The following is a 12,685-nucleotide window of genomic DNA, read 5'->3' as shown; positions in this document are numbered from 1 at the left end:
AATAGCCATGTCGATCGGTTCCATTACATCGGCCGTCACGTCGGCCGCCTCGTCCGGCAGCACGCTGGCCAGCCTGTTGCAGACGAGCGGTCTGTCCGCCGACAAGATCAAGATCGTCGAAGGTGATCTCGCCGACACCCAGCAATCGCTGGCGTCCAGCATGTCGGCCAGCGTTTCGGGCACGGTCGACAGCACCGCGTTCCGCGCCGCGATCGATGCGAAGATCGCCGACGATGTCGCTTCGGGCAAGTTGACCGCGAAGGATGCCGAGGCAGTCGGCAAGGCGCTCGATCAGATCGAGGGAGCCGCTTCCGGCGCAAGCGCTTCCACCGACGCCAGTGGAGCAGCCTCGGTCACGGCAGCGGCGGCCGGTTCGGCGCGGCCGGCCGGTGGTCATGGTGGAGGCGGTGGGGGCGACACCAAGACCGAAGTCTCGCGCGTGGAAACGGTCGCCGGCGGGATCATGACCACGGTCATCACCTATAGCGACGGCAGCACCGAAACGCAGACCAGCGTGACCACGGAACCCGATACCGGTTCGACAAATGCCACGTCGGGCACCAAGACGGGCAAGAGCGACGAGCAGAAGGCGCAGGACTACCTCGCGTCGCTCCAGCCGGGCACGCTGTTCAACGTGATGGCCTGATGGCCTGATGCCCGGGGCCGGGGCCGGGACTCAGCGCGGTGTCAGGACGGTATCGCGCGCGGCATCGTCGGTCTGCGGATAATCCAGGTTGTAGTGCAGGCCCCGGCTTTCGTGCCGGGCGCGGGCCGACTGGACGATCAGGTCGGCGCTCTGCAGCAGGTTGCGCAGTTCGATCAGGTCGGTCGAGACGCGGAAGTGGCCGTAGTAGTCGTTGACCTCGCCCTCCAGCATCTTGATGCGGTGCGCGGCGCGTTCCAGCCGCTTGTCGGTGCGCACGATGCCCACATAGTTCCACATGAAGCGGCGGATCTCGGTCCAGTTCTGCTTGATCACGACTTCCTCGTCGGAATCGGTCACGCGGCTTTCGTCCCACGGGCGCACCGCGGGTGGGGCGTCGAAGCTATCCCACCGCGCGAGGATGTCGCGCGCGGCGGCATCGCCGAACACGAAGCATTCGAGCAGCGAATTGGAGGCGAGGCGGTTGGCACCGTGCAGCCCGCTTTCGGTACATTCGCCCGCCGCGTAGAGACCGGGCAGGTCGGTACGGCCGGCCAGGTCGATCAGGATGCCGCCGCAGGTATAGTGCTGCGCGGGCACAACCGGGATCGGCTGCTTGGTCATGTCGATGCCGAGGCCGAGCAGCTTCTCGTAGATGTTGGGAAAGTGGCTGCGCACGAAGCCGGCCGGCATGTGGCTGATGTCGAGATGCACGAAATCGAGGCCGAAGCGCTTGATCTCGGAATCGATCGCGCGCGCCACGATATCGCGCGGGGCGAGCTCGAGCCGTTCGGCGTCGTAAAATTCCATGAAACGCTTGCCGGTGCGCGGATTGATCAGCCGCCCGCCCTCGCCACGCACCGCCTCGGTAATCAGGAAGTTCTTGACCTCCAGATGATAGAGGCAGGTGGGGTGAAACTGCATCATCTCCATGTTGGAGACGCGCGCGCCGGCGCGCCAGGCCATGGCGATGCCGTCGCCGGTCGCGCCGCGCGGGGCGGTGGAGAACTGATAGACGCGGCCGGCGCCGCCGGTGGCGAGGATCGTGGCGCGCGCGGTGTGCGCTTCCACCGTGCCGCTGGCCTCGTCGAGCGCATAGACTCCCCAGACCCGGCCCGATCCGGAATAGCGCGCCTGTTCGTGCCGCCCGGTGATCAGATCGATGCAGGCCCGTCCCGGCAGCAGGGTGATGTTGGGGTGTTCGCGCGCCGCCTGCAGCAGCGCCTTCTGCACCGCCGCGCCCGTGGCATCGTCGACGTGGACGATGCGCCGGTGCGAATGCCCGCCTTCGCGCGTCAGGTGCAGCGCGCCGGCCTCGGCATTGAAGGGAACGCCGAGGTCGGCGAGTCGCCGGATCGCCTCGGGCGCGTGCTCGATCACGAATTCGACCGTCTCGTGCCGGTTCAGCCCGGACCCGGCGATCATCGTGTCGCGGATGTGGTCCTCGAAGGTATCGCCTTCGTCGAGCACGGCGGCGATGCCGCCCTGCGCCCAGGCGGTCGACCCACCATCGAGCGCGCCCTTGGCCAGCACGAGGACGCGGCACTTTTCCGCCAGCACCAGCGCGGCGGTTAGCCCGGCCGCGCCGGAACCGATGATCAGGACGTCGTGGCTCACTGCCTGCTGCCTTCCGTCATGGCCCGCGCCATGCCCTGTTCTGCGCGATCCGTGGCCGCTGCACGCCGCCCGCGGGTCTGCAAGGATTCTGTCACGCGCGCGCTTTGCCGCGCGCGAAGCCGTTTGAAAAGCGCGAACTGGCGGGCGCGGCGGGGCAGGGAGGGCCGCGTTTGTTCAATTTCGCAAGTGCAAAATCCGGGATGGCTTCGCTTGCGGGCGTTCAGGCAGCCTGCGCGGGTTCGCTGGTGAGCGAGACGAACACGTCCTCGAGATCGGCTTCGCGCGTGGAGACGTCGACGATTGCGTAGCCCTGTCCCTGCACCAGGGCGAGCACTTCGCCGGCATTCATCTGGTCCTTGTCGTACGTGACCTCGACTTGTCGTTCACCCGAAATCACGCTCTTGCGGAAGGCCGGATGCTGCGGTGCGGCGGGAACGTCCCGGTCGAGCGTCAGCACCACGATCTTCTCGCGTGCCATGTCGACCAGTTCGCGCGTCGGCTTGTTGGCGATGAGCTGGCCGTGGTTGATGATGGCGATGCGCTCGCACAGTTCCTCGGCCTCTTCGAGATAGTGCGTGGTCAGGACGACGGTAACGCCTTCTTCCTTGTTGAGGTGCGAGACCAGTTCCCAGAGCTGGCGGCGCAGTTCCACGTCCACGCCGGCGGTCGGCTCGTCGAGCACGATGATCGGCGGATTGTGGACCAGGGCCTTGGCGATCAGCAGGCGGCGCTTCATCCCCCCCGACAGCGTCCGGGCATAGGCCTTTGCCTTGTCTTCCAGATGCACCGCGCGCAGCAGGTCCATCGACCGGCGCAGCGCCTTGGGCACGCCATAGAGCCCGGCCTGATTCTCCAGCACCTCGATCGGGGTGAAAAACGGGTCGAACACGATTTCCTGCGGCACGATGCCGATCGATGCCTTGGCGTTGCGCCGGTCGCGATCGATGTCGTGGCCCCAGATCTCGACGCTGCCCGAGGTTTTCATCACCAGCCCGGCAAGCGTGTTGATCAGCGTGGACTTGCCCGCGCCGTTGGGGCCGAGCAGGCCGAAGATCTGGCCCTGCGGCACGTCGAAGCTCACGCCCTGCAGGGCCAGCTTGCCCGGAGCCTTGCCTGAGGCGGCGTATTGCTTGACGAGGTCGCGGATGCGGATCGCGGGCGGAACCGTGGGTGTGGAATCCATAGGCTATGTTATTTAGGCACGAACCGCGCCGGGTAAAGGGCCAATGCACCGCGACCCCGGACCAAAGGATGACCCGCCCTTGTCTACGCACGCTCTGGAATCGCCGCCGCTTCCCCGCTATAGCGCGGCCATGAGCAAGGCCCCCGAAACCGTTTTCACCACGTCCCACCGCGTCAGCTGCGACGGTGCGGGCGACATTCGCGGCGGCGCCGCGTTCAAGCCCTCGGCGCTCGGCCATCCGCGCGTGTGGCTGGAAATCGACGAGCGCGGCTATGTCGATTGCGGTTATTGCGACAAGCGCTTCGTGCTGAAGGGCGGCCCGGCGGATACTGCTAGCTCTGACGCCGCGCAGGCGGCCTGATCTTTCCCGAGTAGCGCGGGCGCGTTTCGCCTCCTATATCGGGAGTCGATGACCGATTTTTCCGACACCCGCTCGCTCCTTTACCGTTCCGGCGCGCTGACGCCCGATGATGCCCTGCGCCTGACGCGCGATGCGCTGGCCGCGTGTGACGATGGGGAACTCTATCTCCAGTTCATCGCCAGCGAGAGCTTCGGCTTCGATGACGGGCGGCTGAAAACGGCCGACTATTCGCGCGATGCGGGCTTCGGCCTGCGCGGCGTTTCGGGCGAGATGACGGGTTTTGCCCACGCCAACGAAATTTCCGCCGCCGCCATTGCCCGCGCGGGCGAGACACTGAAGCTGCTCGATCCGGCGAAAGGCAGCGCCGCCGCGCCGCCGCGCAGCAGCAACCGCCACCTCTACACCGACGCTTCGCCGCTCGATGCCGTGCCGTTCGAGGCCAAGGTGCGGCTGCTCGAACAGATCGATGCCGCGGCCCGCGCCCGCGATCCGCGCGTGGCGCAGGTTTCGGCTTCGCTCGCCGGAAGCTGGTCGGTGGTGGAGATCGTCCGCGCGGATGGCTTCGTCGCGCATGACGTACGGCCGCTGGTGCGGCTCAACGTCTCGATCGTGGCCGAGCAGGACGGGCGGCGCGAAACCGGCAGCTTCGGCATCGGCGGACGACGGCTCTACGACGACCTGTTCGCGCCCGAGACGTGGAACCGCGCGATCGACAGCGCGCTGGCGCAGGCGCTGACCAACCTCGAATCGGTCGCCGCGCCGGCGGGTGAAATGACCGTGCTGCTCGGCCCCGGCTGGCCCGGCGTGCTGCTGCACGAAGCGGTGGGCCACGGCCTCGAAGGCGATTTCAACCGCAAGGGCACCAGCGCTTTTTCCGGCCGGATCGGCCAGCGCGTGGCCGCGCCTGGCGTGACGGTGATCGACGATGGCACGCTGCTGGGCGTGGGCGGTGCCGGCCGGCGCGGCTCGCTCAGCATCGATGACGAAGGCACGCCCACGCAGGAAAACGTGCTGATCGAGGACGGCATCCTCAAGGGCTATATCCAGGACCGGCTCAACGCCCGGCTGATGGGCGTGGCCCCCACCGGCAACGGCCGCCGCGAATCCTATGCCCACGCGCCGATGCCGCGCATGACCAACACCTTCATGCGCAGCGGCAACGACAATCCCGCCGAACTGCTGTCGCGCGTGAAGAACGGGATTTTCGCCAAGAGCTTCGGCGGCGGGCAGGTCGATATCACCAGTGGCAAGTTCGTGTTTTCGTGCACCGAGGCCTATCGCATCGAGAACGGCAGGCTGGGCGCGCCGATCAAGGGCGCCACGCTGATCGGCGATGGCCCCACCTGCCTGACCAAGGTTGTCGGCATTGGCAACGATCTGGCGCTCGACGAGGGCGTGGGCGTGTGCGGCAAGGGCGGGCAGAGCGTGCCGGCCGGCGTCGGCCAGCCGACGCTGCTGGTCGAAGGCCTGACCGTGGGCGGCACGGGCTGACGCGGGGAGCGGCGATGGCGATCGGCGACGCGATAACCGGCGGCTGCGCCTGCGGCGCGGTGCGCTGGCGGGCGGTGGATCGAGGCTTCCGCCCCTATGCCTGCCATTGCAAGGGCTGCCAGACGCGGCAGGGCAGCGCCTTTGCGCTGAACCAGCAGGTGCTGGTGGCTGACCTGGTGACCGAAGGCGCGCCGATCGAGGGCACCTGCACCGGCAGCCATAGCGCGACGGTGACGCACGTCGCGTGCCCTTCCTGCATGACCCGGGTCTACACGATCAATCACGAACGGCCCGAGATCGCCACGATCCGCACCGGCACGCGCGATGACAGCCCGGACCTTGTGCCCGCGTTCCACGTGTGGACATCGCGCAAGCAGCCGTGGATCGCGCTGCCGGACGACGTGCCGCAACTGGAAACCCAGCCCGCCACGCGCGACGAATGGATGGCATTGGTCTTGCCCGCCTGAACGCTGCGCCGGTCAGCGCCTGTTCAGGGGAATTGTGCCATCGATCAAAGATCGATTTTTCCGGGAAAAGGACGTGCAAGCCATGAACAGAATTGCGCGCAGGACGGGTTTCGCTCTGGCCGCAGCAGCGATGGTGCTTACCGCTGCGGCGGCCGATGCCGCCAAGCCGAAACTGACGCCCGAACAGCAGCTTGCCAAGGCGCTGGAAGGGCGCGTGGCGGGCGCACCGGTGGACTGCATCTACATGCCCACCGTCCGTTCGACCCAGATCTACGACAAGATCGCGATCGTCTATGACGCGGGCGGCACGCTCTATGTGCAGAAGCCGCGCGTGGGCGCCGAATCGCTCGACAACGACGACGTGCTCGTTACCCGGCTGACCAGTTCGCAGCTGTGCAGCATCGACACGGTGCATCTGGTCGACCGCACCAGTCACTTCCAGCGCGGCTTCGTGGGCCTGGACAAGTTCGTGCCTTACACCAAGCCGCCCAAGGTCGCTGCCGCGCGCAACTGATCGCGAACCGGCAAGGCTGGAAAGGCGTGGCTCCTGCCTCTATGGCCGGGGCATGGCCACACATTCCCTGACCGTCCGCCTTGCCACGCCTGCCGATGCCGCCGTGCTGGCCGATCTCGGCTGTCGCGCCTTCGTGGCCAAGTTCGGGCATCTCTATCGCCCCGAAGACCTCGCCGCATTCCTCGATGGCAGCCACACCGAGCAGAAGCTTCATGCCGAACTGACCGATCCGGGCATGGTGACAGCGGTGGTGGAGGACGGGGCTGGGCGGCTGCTTGCGTTCTGCAAGCTGCTGCTGGAAAGCAGCCTGCCGCGCGTGACCGATGCGGCCCGTCCGCTGGAATTGAAGCAGCTTTACGGCGATCCTGACGTGCTGGGGCAAGGCCTTGGCGCGCGGCTGATGGCCTGGGCGCTGGACGAGGCGCGCAGGCGCCGCGCGGACGAGGTGCAGCTTTCGGTGTGGAGCGAAAACCCCGGCGCGCAGCGGTTCTACGGCCGCTACGGCTTCGTCAAAGTGGGCGAGGTGGACTTCATGGTGGGCGAGCAGCGCGACGAGGACTGGCTGTTCGCGCTGAAGCTGTAGGCGTTCACACCTCAATTTCATCACCCATTTCGTGACTGGGCCACATGCGGGCTTTTGCGCGCGCGCGGGCGGCGGTATAGGGCGCGCATGTCTTCCGTACGTCCATGGCGCGATATCGCGCGTCGCAAGAGCCGCCAGATCATGGTCGGCACGGTCCCCGTCGGTGGCGATGCGCCGATCACGGTCCAGACCATGACCAACACGCTGACCTCCGACCCGGTGGCGACGATCAACCAGATCCGCCGTTGCGAGGATGCCGGCGCGGACCTGATCCGCGTGTCGTGCCCCGATGTGGAAAGCACCGCCGCGCTCGGCAAGATCGTGAAGGCGGCGCGCATTCCGATCATCGCGGACATCCATTTCCACTACAAGCGCGCGCTGGAGGCGGCCGACGCGGGCGCGGCCTGCCTGCGCATCAACCCTGGCAACATCGGCTCGTCCGAACGCGTGGCCGAAGTGGTGCGCGCGGCCAAGGCCAACGGCTGCGCCATCCGCATCGGCGTGAACGCGGGCAGCCTGGAGAAGGACCTGCTCGAAAAGTACGGCGAACCCTGCCCCGAAGCGCTGGTCGAATCCGCGCTGGACCATATCAAGCTGCTGCAGGACCACGATTTCCACGAATACAAGGTGGCGGTGAAGGCCAGCGACGTGTTCCTGGCCGTGGCCGCCTACATGGGGCTGGCCGAAGCCGTCGATTGCCCGCTGCATCTGGGCATCACCGAGGCGGGCGGGCTGATCGGCGGCACGGTCAAGTCCTCGATCGGCATCGGCAATCTGCTGTGGGCCGGGATCGGCGACACCCTGCGTGTCTCGCTTTCGGCCGAACCGGAAGAGGAAGTGCGCGTCGGCTTCGAAATCCTGAAATCGCTGGGCCTGCGCACGCGCGGCGTCCGCGTCGTCTCGTGCCCTTCGTGCGCGCGGCAGGGCTTCGATGTGATCCGCACCGTGGAAGCACTGGAAGCGCGGCTCTCGCACATCAAGACGCCGCTTTCGCTGTCGGTGCTGGGCTGCGTGGTCAACGGCCCCGGCGAGGCGCGCGAGACCGACATCGGCCTGACCGGTGGCGGCAACGGCAAGCACATGGTCTATCTTTCGGGCGTGACTGACCACCATGTGCAGAGCGAGGACATGCTCGATCACATCGTGGCGCTGGTGGAAGCCAAGGCGGCGGAGATCGAGGCTGCGAACGACAAGGTCAGCGAAGCGGCGGAGTAATATCCGCCGTCCGGGGCGGCCTGTTTCCCGGGGGCCGGTTTCCCAATCGTCAACCTCTTGCGGTTAGACCGGCGGGCGATGAATCGCCTGCTGGTCCTTGTTGTCGGGATGACCGCGCTGCTGCTGATGCTGGCGCAGGGCGGCGGCGTGTTCAATCTGGCCGGGCCGGAAAGCGGTGCGACGGATGCGGCTTCGGTGACGGTCGCCGATCTGGATGCCGCGCGCGATGCGGATGGCCCGGATCGCGGCAATCCCCTCCAAAGTGGCGTGCGTGGCGGATCGACCGTGCTCGATCGCGGGGCGGACGGGCAATTCCACGTATATGGCCGGGTCGATGGTGGCGAGGTGCGCTTCCTGGTCGATACCGGGGCGGACATGGTGGCGCTGACTGTGGATGACGCGCGGCGGCTGGGCATCGATCCCCCGTCGTCGGCTTACCAGCCGATCCTGCGCACGGCTTCGGGGCAGGGCTATGGCGCGGTGGTGCGGATCGACCGGCTCGCCGTGGACGGGCGCGAGATCGGCGGGATCGAGGCGGTGGTGGTGCGCGATCTTTCGGTCAACCTGCTGGGGCAGTCGGCGCTGAAGCGGCTGGGCAAGGTGACGCTGGAAGGCGACCGGCTGGTGATTTCGGCAAGTTGACAAGTTTGCCAAGACGATGCCAGCCATCGTCATTGCGAGGCCATCGGCCGAAGCAATCCAGAGCGTTCCGCGATCCGCCCCTGGATTGCTTCGTCGGCTGTCGCCTCCTCGCAATGACGATTCCATTTTTGCATTCGTCGGGCTAACCGCGCGGGCATGAGCATTTCCATCCGGCCCGCCACGCCCGAAGACCTGCCGCTGATCGGCGCCTTCATCCGCGAACTGGCAGAATACGAGAAACTGGCGCACGAGGTGCGCTTCGACGAGGCGGTGCTGGGCGCCAAGCTGTTCGGCCCGCGGCCCTATGCCGAAGTGGTGATCGGCGAAGTGGATGGCGCGGCACAGGGTTTCGCGCTGTTTTTCCATAACTTCTCAACCTTCGAAGGTCGGCCGGGCATCTATCTGGAAGACCTGTTTGTGCGGCCCGCCGCGCGCGGGGCGGGGCTGGGCAAGGCGCTGCTGGCGCACCTCGCCGCGTTGGCGATCGAGCGCGACTGCGCCCGTCTGGAATGGTGGGTTCTCGACTGGAACGAACCGGCCATCGGGTTCTACAAGGCGCTGGGCGCGCGGCCGATGGACGAATGGACCGTGATGCGCGTGGATGGAGAAGCGCTTGCGCGACTCGGGGCAAAGGCGTCAGATTCCTGACACGGGGACACGATTCGCGCCGTTAAGCTTAGGGCAGGGCGCGATGTGGCAGGGTAGTGGTATGAAGACTCGTGGGAACGAAGCCGGAATCGACCGGCGCGCGGTGCTGAAAGGCGTGGGCCTGGCGGCCGTGTCCGCGGTCGCGCCGGCGAAGGTTTTCGCGCAGCCCTATTCGCCAACCGAGCAGCACCGCCGCATCCTGGACGTTGCGAAGGAGCAGATGGAGCGCGTGCGCGCGCAACTGTGGCGGACCGACGTGGTGGGCGTGGCCGATTTCGCGCTGCCCTCGTCGCTGCCGCGCCTGCATTTCGCCGATCTCGAAAAGGGCGAGGTGCGCTCGTTCCTCGTCGCCCATGGCAAGGGATCGGACCCGGAGCACGACGGCTTCCTCAAGCGCTTTTCCAACGAGCCGAACAGCCTCGCCACCTCGCGCGGGGCGTTCATCACCTACGAATGGTACAAGGGCAAGTACGGCACCTCGATCCGGCTGGGCGGGGTGGACCCGGACAACACCAACGCGCTCGACCGGGCGATCGTGATGCACCCGGCGTGGTACGCCAATACCGACATGCTGGCGAAATGGGGCAAGCTCGGCCGCAGCGACGGTTGCTTCGCGATGGGCGAGGCGGACTTCAACGAGGCGCTGTGGCACCTCTCTGGCGGCCGCCTGCTCTATGCGGACCGGCTGGGGATCGGATAGAACCCCGCCGGATCGCGCCTTGCGGTGCCGATGCCTTACAGCGGATTATCGAGCTTGATCACGGCCTCGTTGCTCTTGCGCTGGCTGGTGTGGAGCTGGCGCGGCTGGGCGAAGCTGGCGATGACGGGGGCATCGCGGCCATAGAGGTCGGAAAAGCTGCGCATCAGCCCGTTCACGTCGCGCGCGACGGTGAAATAGGTGATGTAGACCGGGAAGGTCTTGGTCATCGGCACCTTGGTGTACTTGCCCGAAAGCGTGTATTCCACACCCTGGTCCGGCGTGATGTCCGCGCCGAGGATGGCCATGGTCATCGCCAGTTCGCTGGCGCGTTCGGCGCGGATGCAGCCGTGCGACAGCGCGCGGCTGGGCAGGTTGAACAGCGCGCGGTTGGGCGTATCGTGGATATAGATCGCATGTTCGTTGGGCATGTCGAGCTTCATCAGCCCCAGCGAATTGTTCGCCCCGGGCTGCTGCACCACGGTGATCGTGCCATCGGCGGATTTGCTGACGGCATAGCCCTGGCGGCGGGCGGAGGCCGGGTTGCCGATCAGCCTGGCGCCCAGCCCTTCACCTTTCACGATCGACTGCGGCACCGTCCACGTCGGGTTGAACACCACGTTGCGGACCTGTTCGGCCAGCTGCGGCGTGGCGGTCTTGCCCGGCTTGCCGACAATGGCGCGATAGCTGCGGATGACCTTGTTGTTCACGGTCAGCCGCAGTTCCTGCTCGGGCACGTTGATGATCAGGTATTGCAGGCCGAGGTCGTGCGCCAGCCAGCGCCAGCGGTCCATGTTGGCGCGGATCATCGCGATCTGCGTCGGGTCCTTGGCCTTGGTCAGCATGGACTTGAGTTCGGCGTAATCCGGGTGTGTGGGGTTGAGCGAAGCGAGCACCCCCGGCACGTCGTGCTTTTCCATCGCTTCGGCCAGCAGCGCCGACGACGGGCGCACGTCCTGGTCGGGGTCGACCGCGAACCACTGGATGCGCGCGGTCATCGGGGTGCGGCCATCGCGCAGGTCTTCGGCCAGCCAGACGAACAGGCGGCTGGCAAGGGCGTTGAGATCGGGCCCCGGCCCCTTGGCGATGGCGGCGGCAAGCGCGGTTGGCTCGTAATCGCGGGAAAATAGCCCTTCGGCCCCGATGCCGCGGATCGCGGCGAGCAGCGCCTGCGCGTCGGCAACGGACCATTCCGCCAGCGGCGGCGGCAGCGGCGCCGGCGTGGGCTGAACGACGGGAGCCCCCGGCGCGGTTGCCGGCGCGGATGGCGAAGCGGCGGGCGCGGGCGCGGGGTTCGGTGTGGATGTCGCGCTGGGCCGGGGCGCGGGAGCCTGCGCGGTCAGGTCGACAGGGCCGTTCTGCGCGGCGGAGGCCACGCCGGCTTGCGCCAGCAGCGCGACCGCCAGCGTTCCGGAAATCATCGTTCGAGCCATCGGCCGACCCTTTGCACGCATTCTGTACAAGCCCCTGTCTTTCGTCGGGTGATGCCGCCGCCGGGATGCCGACGTGGCCTTGGATGTTTCATGCACCGCACTTGGCCCTTCCATCAAGCCCGGCGTCTGACCATAGCCTGAATCATTCACCTGCCGCTTGGTTCCGGAAACGCTGGCCGTCGGGCAGGCGACCGAATGGCGTTTCCATTCGGCGCCGGAATCCCTAGGAGCCTGGGGCATGGCCCGCCACGCACATGCCGTTCCCATCCTGATCGCGCTGACGGGGCTTGCCACGTTCAGCGTGATGGACGGATTCATGAAGGAGGCGTCGATTCTTGTCGGCGCCTATGCCGCGATGGCCTTGCGCAGCGTGGCGGGAACGGCGCTGATGCTGCCGGTCTGGCTTGGCCGGCGTGGACGCTGGCCGGCGGCGTCCACGATACGGCTTCATGCGCTGCGCGCGGTGGTTGCGGGCGTGATGGCGGTCCTGTTCTTCTACGGAGTGGTGCGCACACCGCTGGCCGAAGGCATCGCGCTGTCGTTCATCGCGCCGCTGATCGCGCTCTATCTCGCCGCCATTTGGCTGGGCGAGCCCGTGGGGCGGCGCGCGGTGGGCGGATCGCTGCTGGCGCTGATGGGCGTGGGTGTGATCGTGGCGGGCAAGCTTGGTGGGCATTATTCCGCCGAAGGGGTGAAAGGGCTTTGCGCCATCCTTGTTTCCGCCGTGCTCTACGCCTGGAATCTCGTGCTGCAGCGGCGCCAGGCGCTGTTAGCTGGGCCGGAAGAGGTGGCCTTCTTCCAGAACGCGGTAACCGCGCTGGTGCTCTTGCCCGGCCTGTTGTGGGTGGCTCCGGCGCCGACGCCGGCCGCGCTGGGCTGGATCGTGACCTCGGCGGCGTTGTCCGCCGCCTCGCTGATGCTGATGACGTGGGCTTATGCCCGCGCCGAAACGCGGGTGCTGGTGCCGCTGGAATATACCGCGTTCATTTGGGCGGCGATCGTCGGCTGGCTGATGTTCGGCGAAGCGCTGACGCTGCGCACGCTGGCAGGCGTTGCCCTGATCGTGGCGGGCTGCCTGGTCGCCGTGCGGGCCGGGAAGGCGGATGCGGCGAGCGCCGGGAAAGTGCCGGAACCAGCGGCTTGATCCCGCTTCGTTCCGATCTGAATTGCTGTTGCGAAGCATTAGCCGAT

Annotated in this window: 14 protein-coding genes; 11 read left to right on the top strand and 3 right to left on the bottom strand. The window is 67.0% G+C overall.

The genetic code is table 11. The features are described 5' to 3' along the window. The first annotated feature begins 7 nt into the window (after positions 1-7). Positions 8-646 carry a hypothetical protein gene (locus tag NMD1_RS05735; protein WP_125954021.1) on the top strand — a complete coding sequence of 213 codons (639 nt, stop codon included), beginning with the start codon at positions 8-10 and terminating at the stop codon, positions 644-646. Positions 647-676: 30 nt separating this feature from the next. Here the strand turns inward: NMD1_RS05735 and nadB are convergent, their stop codons facing one another. Beyond that, on the bottom strand, positions 677-2,260 hold the full coding sequence (nadB, locus tag NMD1_RS05730) for an L-aspartate oxidase (RefSeq protein WP_125954020.1): 1,584 nt from the start codon (positions 2,258-2,260) through the stop codon (positions 677-679). A 220-nt stretch (positions 2,261-2,480) separates the two neighbouring features. After that, on the bottom strand, positions 2,481-3,443 hold the full coding sequence (locus NMD1_RS05725; RefSeq protein ID WP_124808186.1) for an ABC transporter ATP-binding protein: 963 nt from the start codon (positions 3,441-3,443) through the stop codon (positions 2,481-2,483). A 130-nt stretch (positions 3,444-3,573) separates the two neighbouring features. Here NMD1_RS05725 and NMD1_RS05720 point away from each other — a divergent pair, with 130 nt between their 5' ends. From NMD1_RS05720 to NMD1_RS05680, 9 genes are all read left to right on the top strand, one after another. Next, positions 3,574-3,804, top strand: coding sequence for a zinc-finger domain-containing protein (locus tag NMD1_RS05720; RefSeq protein WP_124808246.1), 231 nt, complete (start codon positions 3,574-3,576; stop codon positions 3,802-3,804). Between the two features lie 48 nt (positions 3,805-3,852). After that, positions 3,853-5,295, top strand: coding sequence for a metalloprotease TldD (gene tldD / locus NMD1_RS05715; protein ID WP_125954019.1), 1,443 nt, complete (start codon positions 3,853-3,855; stop codon positions 5,293-5,295). 14 nt (positions 5,296-5,309) lie between these two features. Beyond that, positions 5,310-5,762: a GFA family protein gene (locus NMD1_RS05710; RefSeq protein ID WP_125954018.1), complete on the top strand. Its 453-nt coding sequence runs from the start codon at positions 5,310-5,312 to the stop codon at positions 5,760-5,762. A gap of 82 nt (positions 5,763-5,844) precedes the next feature. Beyond that, positions 5,845-6,276, top strand: coding sequence for a hypothetical protein (locus NMD1_RS05705; protein WP_125954017.1), 432 nt, complete (start codon positions 5,845-5,847; stop codon positions 6,274-6,276). A gap of 52 nt (positions 6,277-6,328) precedes the next feature. Next, positions 6,329-6,859, top strand: a complete 531-nt coding sequence (locus NMD1_RS05700) for a GNAT family N-acetyltransferase (protein ID WP_233497375.1) — start codon at positions 6,329-6,331, stop codon at positions 6,857-6,859. 87 nt (positions 6,860-6,946) lie between these two features. Next, entirely contained in the window at positions 6,947-8,074 is a 1,128-nt protein-coding gene (gene ispG / locus NMD1_RS05695; protein ID WP_124808190.1) for a flavodoxin-dependent (E)-4-hydroxy-3-methylbut-2-enyl-diphosphate synthase, read from the top strand. 78 nt (positions 8,075-8,152) lie between these two features. Then, positions 8,153-8,716 (top strand): TIGR02281 family clan AA aspartic protease, encoded by a 564-nt coding sequence (locus NMD1_RS05690; protein WP_125954016.1) that lies wholly within the window; start codon positions 8,153-8,155, stop codon positions 8,714-8,716. Between the two features lie 156 nt (positions 8,717-8,872). Next, the gene (locus NMD1_RS05685; RefSeq protein ID WP_125954015.1) at positions 8,873-9,364 is read left to right on the top strand and encodes a GNAT family N-acetyltransferase; all 492 of its coding nucleotides are present in this window, start codon (positions 8,873-8,875) and stop codon (positions 9,362-9,364) included. 61 nt (positions 9,365-9,425) lie between these two features. After that, positions 9,426-10,064 (top strand): murein L,D-transpeptidase catalytic domain-containing protein, encoded by a 639-nt coding sequence (locus NMD1_RS05680; protein WP_124808193.1) that lies wholly within the window; start codon positions 9,426-9,428, stop codon positions 10,062-10,064. 35 nt (positions 10,065-10,099) lie between these two features. On the opposite strand, the gene NMD1_RS05675 is transcribed toward NMD1_RS05680, so the two are convergent. Then, complete coding sequence (locus tag NMD1_RS05675) at positions 10,100-11,494, bottom strand: L,D-transpeptidase family protein (RefSeq protein ID WP_125954014.1); 1,395 nt, start codon at positions 11,492-11,494, stop codon at positions 10,100-10,102. Positions 11,495-11,732: 238 nt separating this feature from the next. Here NMD1_RS05675 and NMD1_RS05670 point away from each other — a divergent pair, with 238 nt between their 5' ends. Then, the gene (locus NMD1_RS05670) at positions 11,733-12,638 is read left to right on the top strand and encodes a DMT family transporter (RefSeq protein WP_125954013.1); all 906 of its coding nucleotides are present in this window, start codon (positions 11,733-11,735) and stop codon (positions 12,636-12,638) included. Positions 12,639-12,685: the final 47 nt, after the last annotated feature.

The organism is Novosphingobium sp. MD-1, from assembly GCF_001014975.1.
In the GTDB taxonomy this organism is placed as follows: domain Bacteria; phylum Pseudomonadota; class Alphaproteobacteria; order Sphingomonadales; family Sphingomonadaceae; genus Novosphingobium.
This window is presented reverse-complemented; position numbering and strand designations above follow the sequence as displayed.

Bases quoted from the DNA above. Each gene is read 5' to 3' on its own strand.
- NMD1_RS05735 (WP_125954021.1), top strand. From the start codon at position 8: ATGTCGATCGGTTCCATTACATCGGCCGTCACGTCGGCCGCCTCGTCC.
- NMD1_RS05725 (WP_124808186.1), bottom strand. From the start codon at position 3,443: ATGGATTCCACACCCACGGTTCCGCCCGCGATCCGCATCCGCGACCTC.
- NMD1_RS05720 (WP_124808246.1), top strand. From the start codon at position 3,574: ATGAGCAAGGCCCCCGAAACCGTTTTCACCACGTCCCACCGCGTCAGC.
- tldD (WP_125954019.1), top strand. From the start codon at position 3,853: ATGACCGATTTTTCCGACACCCGCTCGCTCCTTTACCGTTCCGGCGCG.
- NMD1_RS05710 (WP_125954018.1), top strand. From the start codon at position 5,310: ATGGCGATCGGCGACGCGATAACCGGCGGCTGCGCCTGCGGCGCGGTG.
- NMD1_RS05705 (WP_125954017.1), top strand. From the start codon at position 5,845: ATGAACAGAATTGCGCGCAGGACGGGTTTCGCTCTGGCCGCAGCAGCG.
- NMD1_RS05700 (WP_233497375.1), top strand. From the start codon at position 6,329: ATGGCCACACATTCCCTGACCGTCCGCCTTGCCACGCCTGCCGATGCC.
- ispG (WP_124808190.1), top strand. From the start codon at position 6,947: ATGTCTTCCGTACGTCCATGGCGCGATATCGCGCGTCGCAAGAGCCGC.
- NMD1_RS05690 (WP_125954016.1), top strand. From the start codon at position 8,153: ATGAATCGCCTGCTGGTCCTTGTTGTCGGGATGACCGCGCTGCTGCTG.
- NMD1_RS05685 (WP_125954015.1), top strand. From the start codon at position 8,873: ATGAGCATTTCCATCCGGCCCGCCACGCCCGAAGACCTGCCGCTGATC.
- NMD1_RS05680 (WP_124808193.1), top strand. From the start codon at position 9,426: ATGAAGACTCGTGGGAACGAAGCCGGAATCGACCGGCGCGCGGTGCTG.
- NMD1_RS05675 (WP_125954014.1), bottom strand. From the start codon at position 11,494: ATGGCTCGAACGATGATTTCCGGAACGCTGGCGGTCGCGCTGCTGGCG.
- NMD1_RS05670 (WP_125954013.1), top strand. From the start codon at position 11,733: ATGGCCCGCCACGCACATGCCGTTCCCATCCTGATCGCGCTGACGGGG.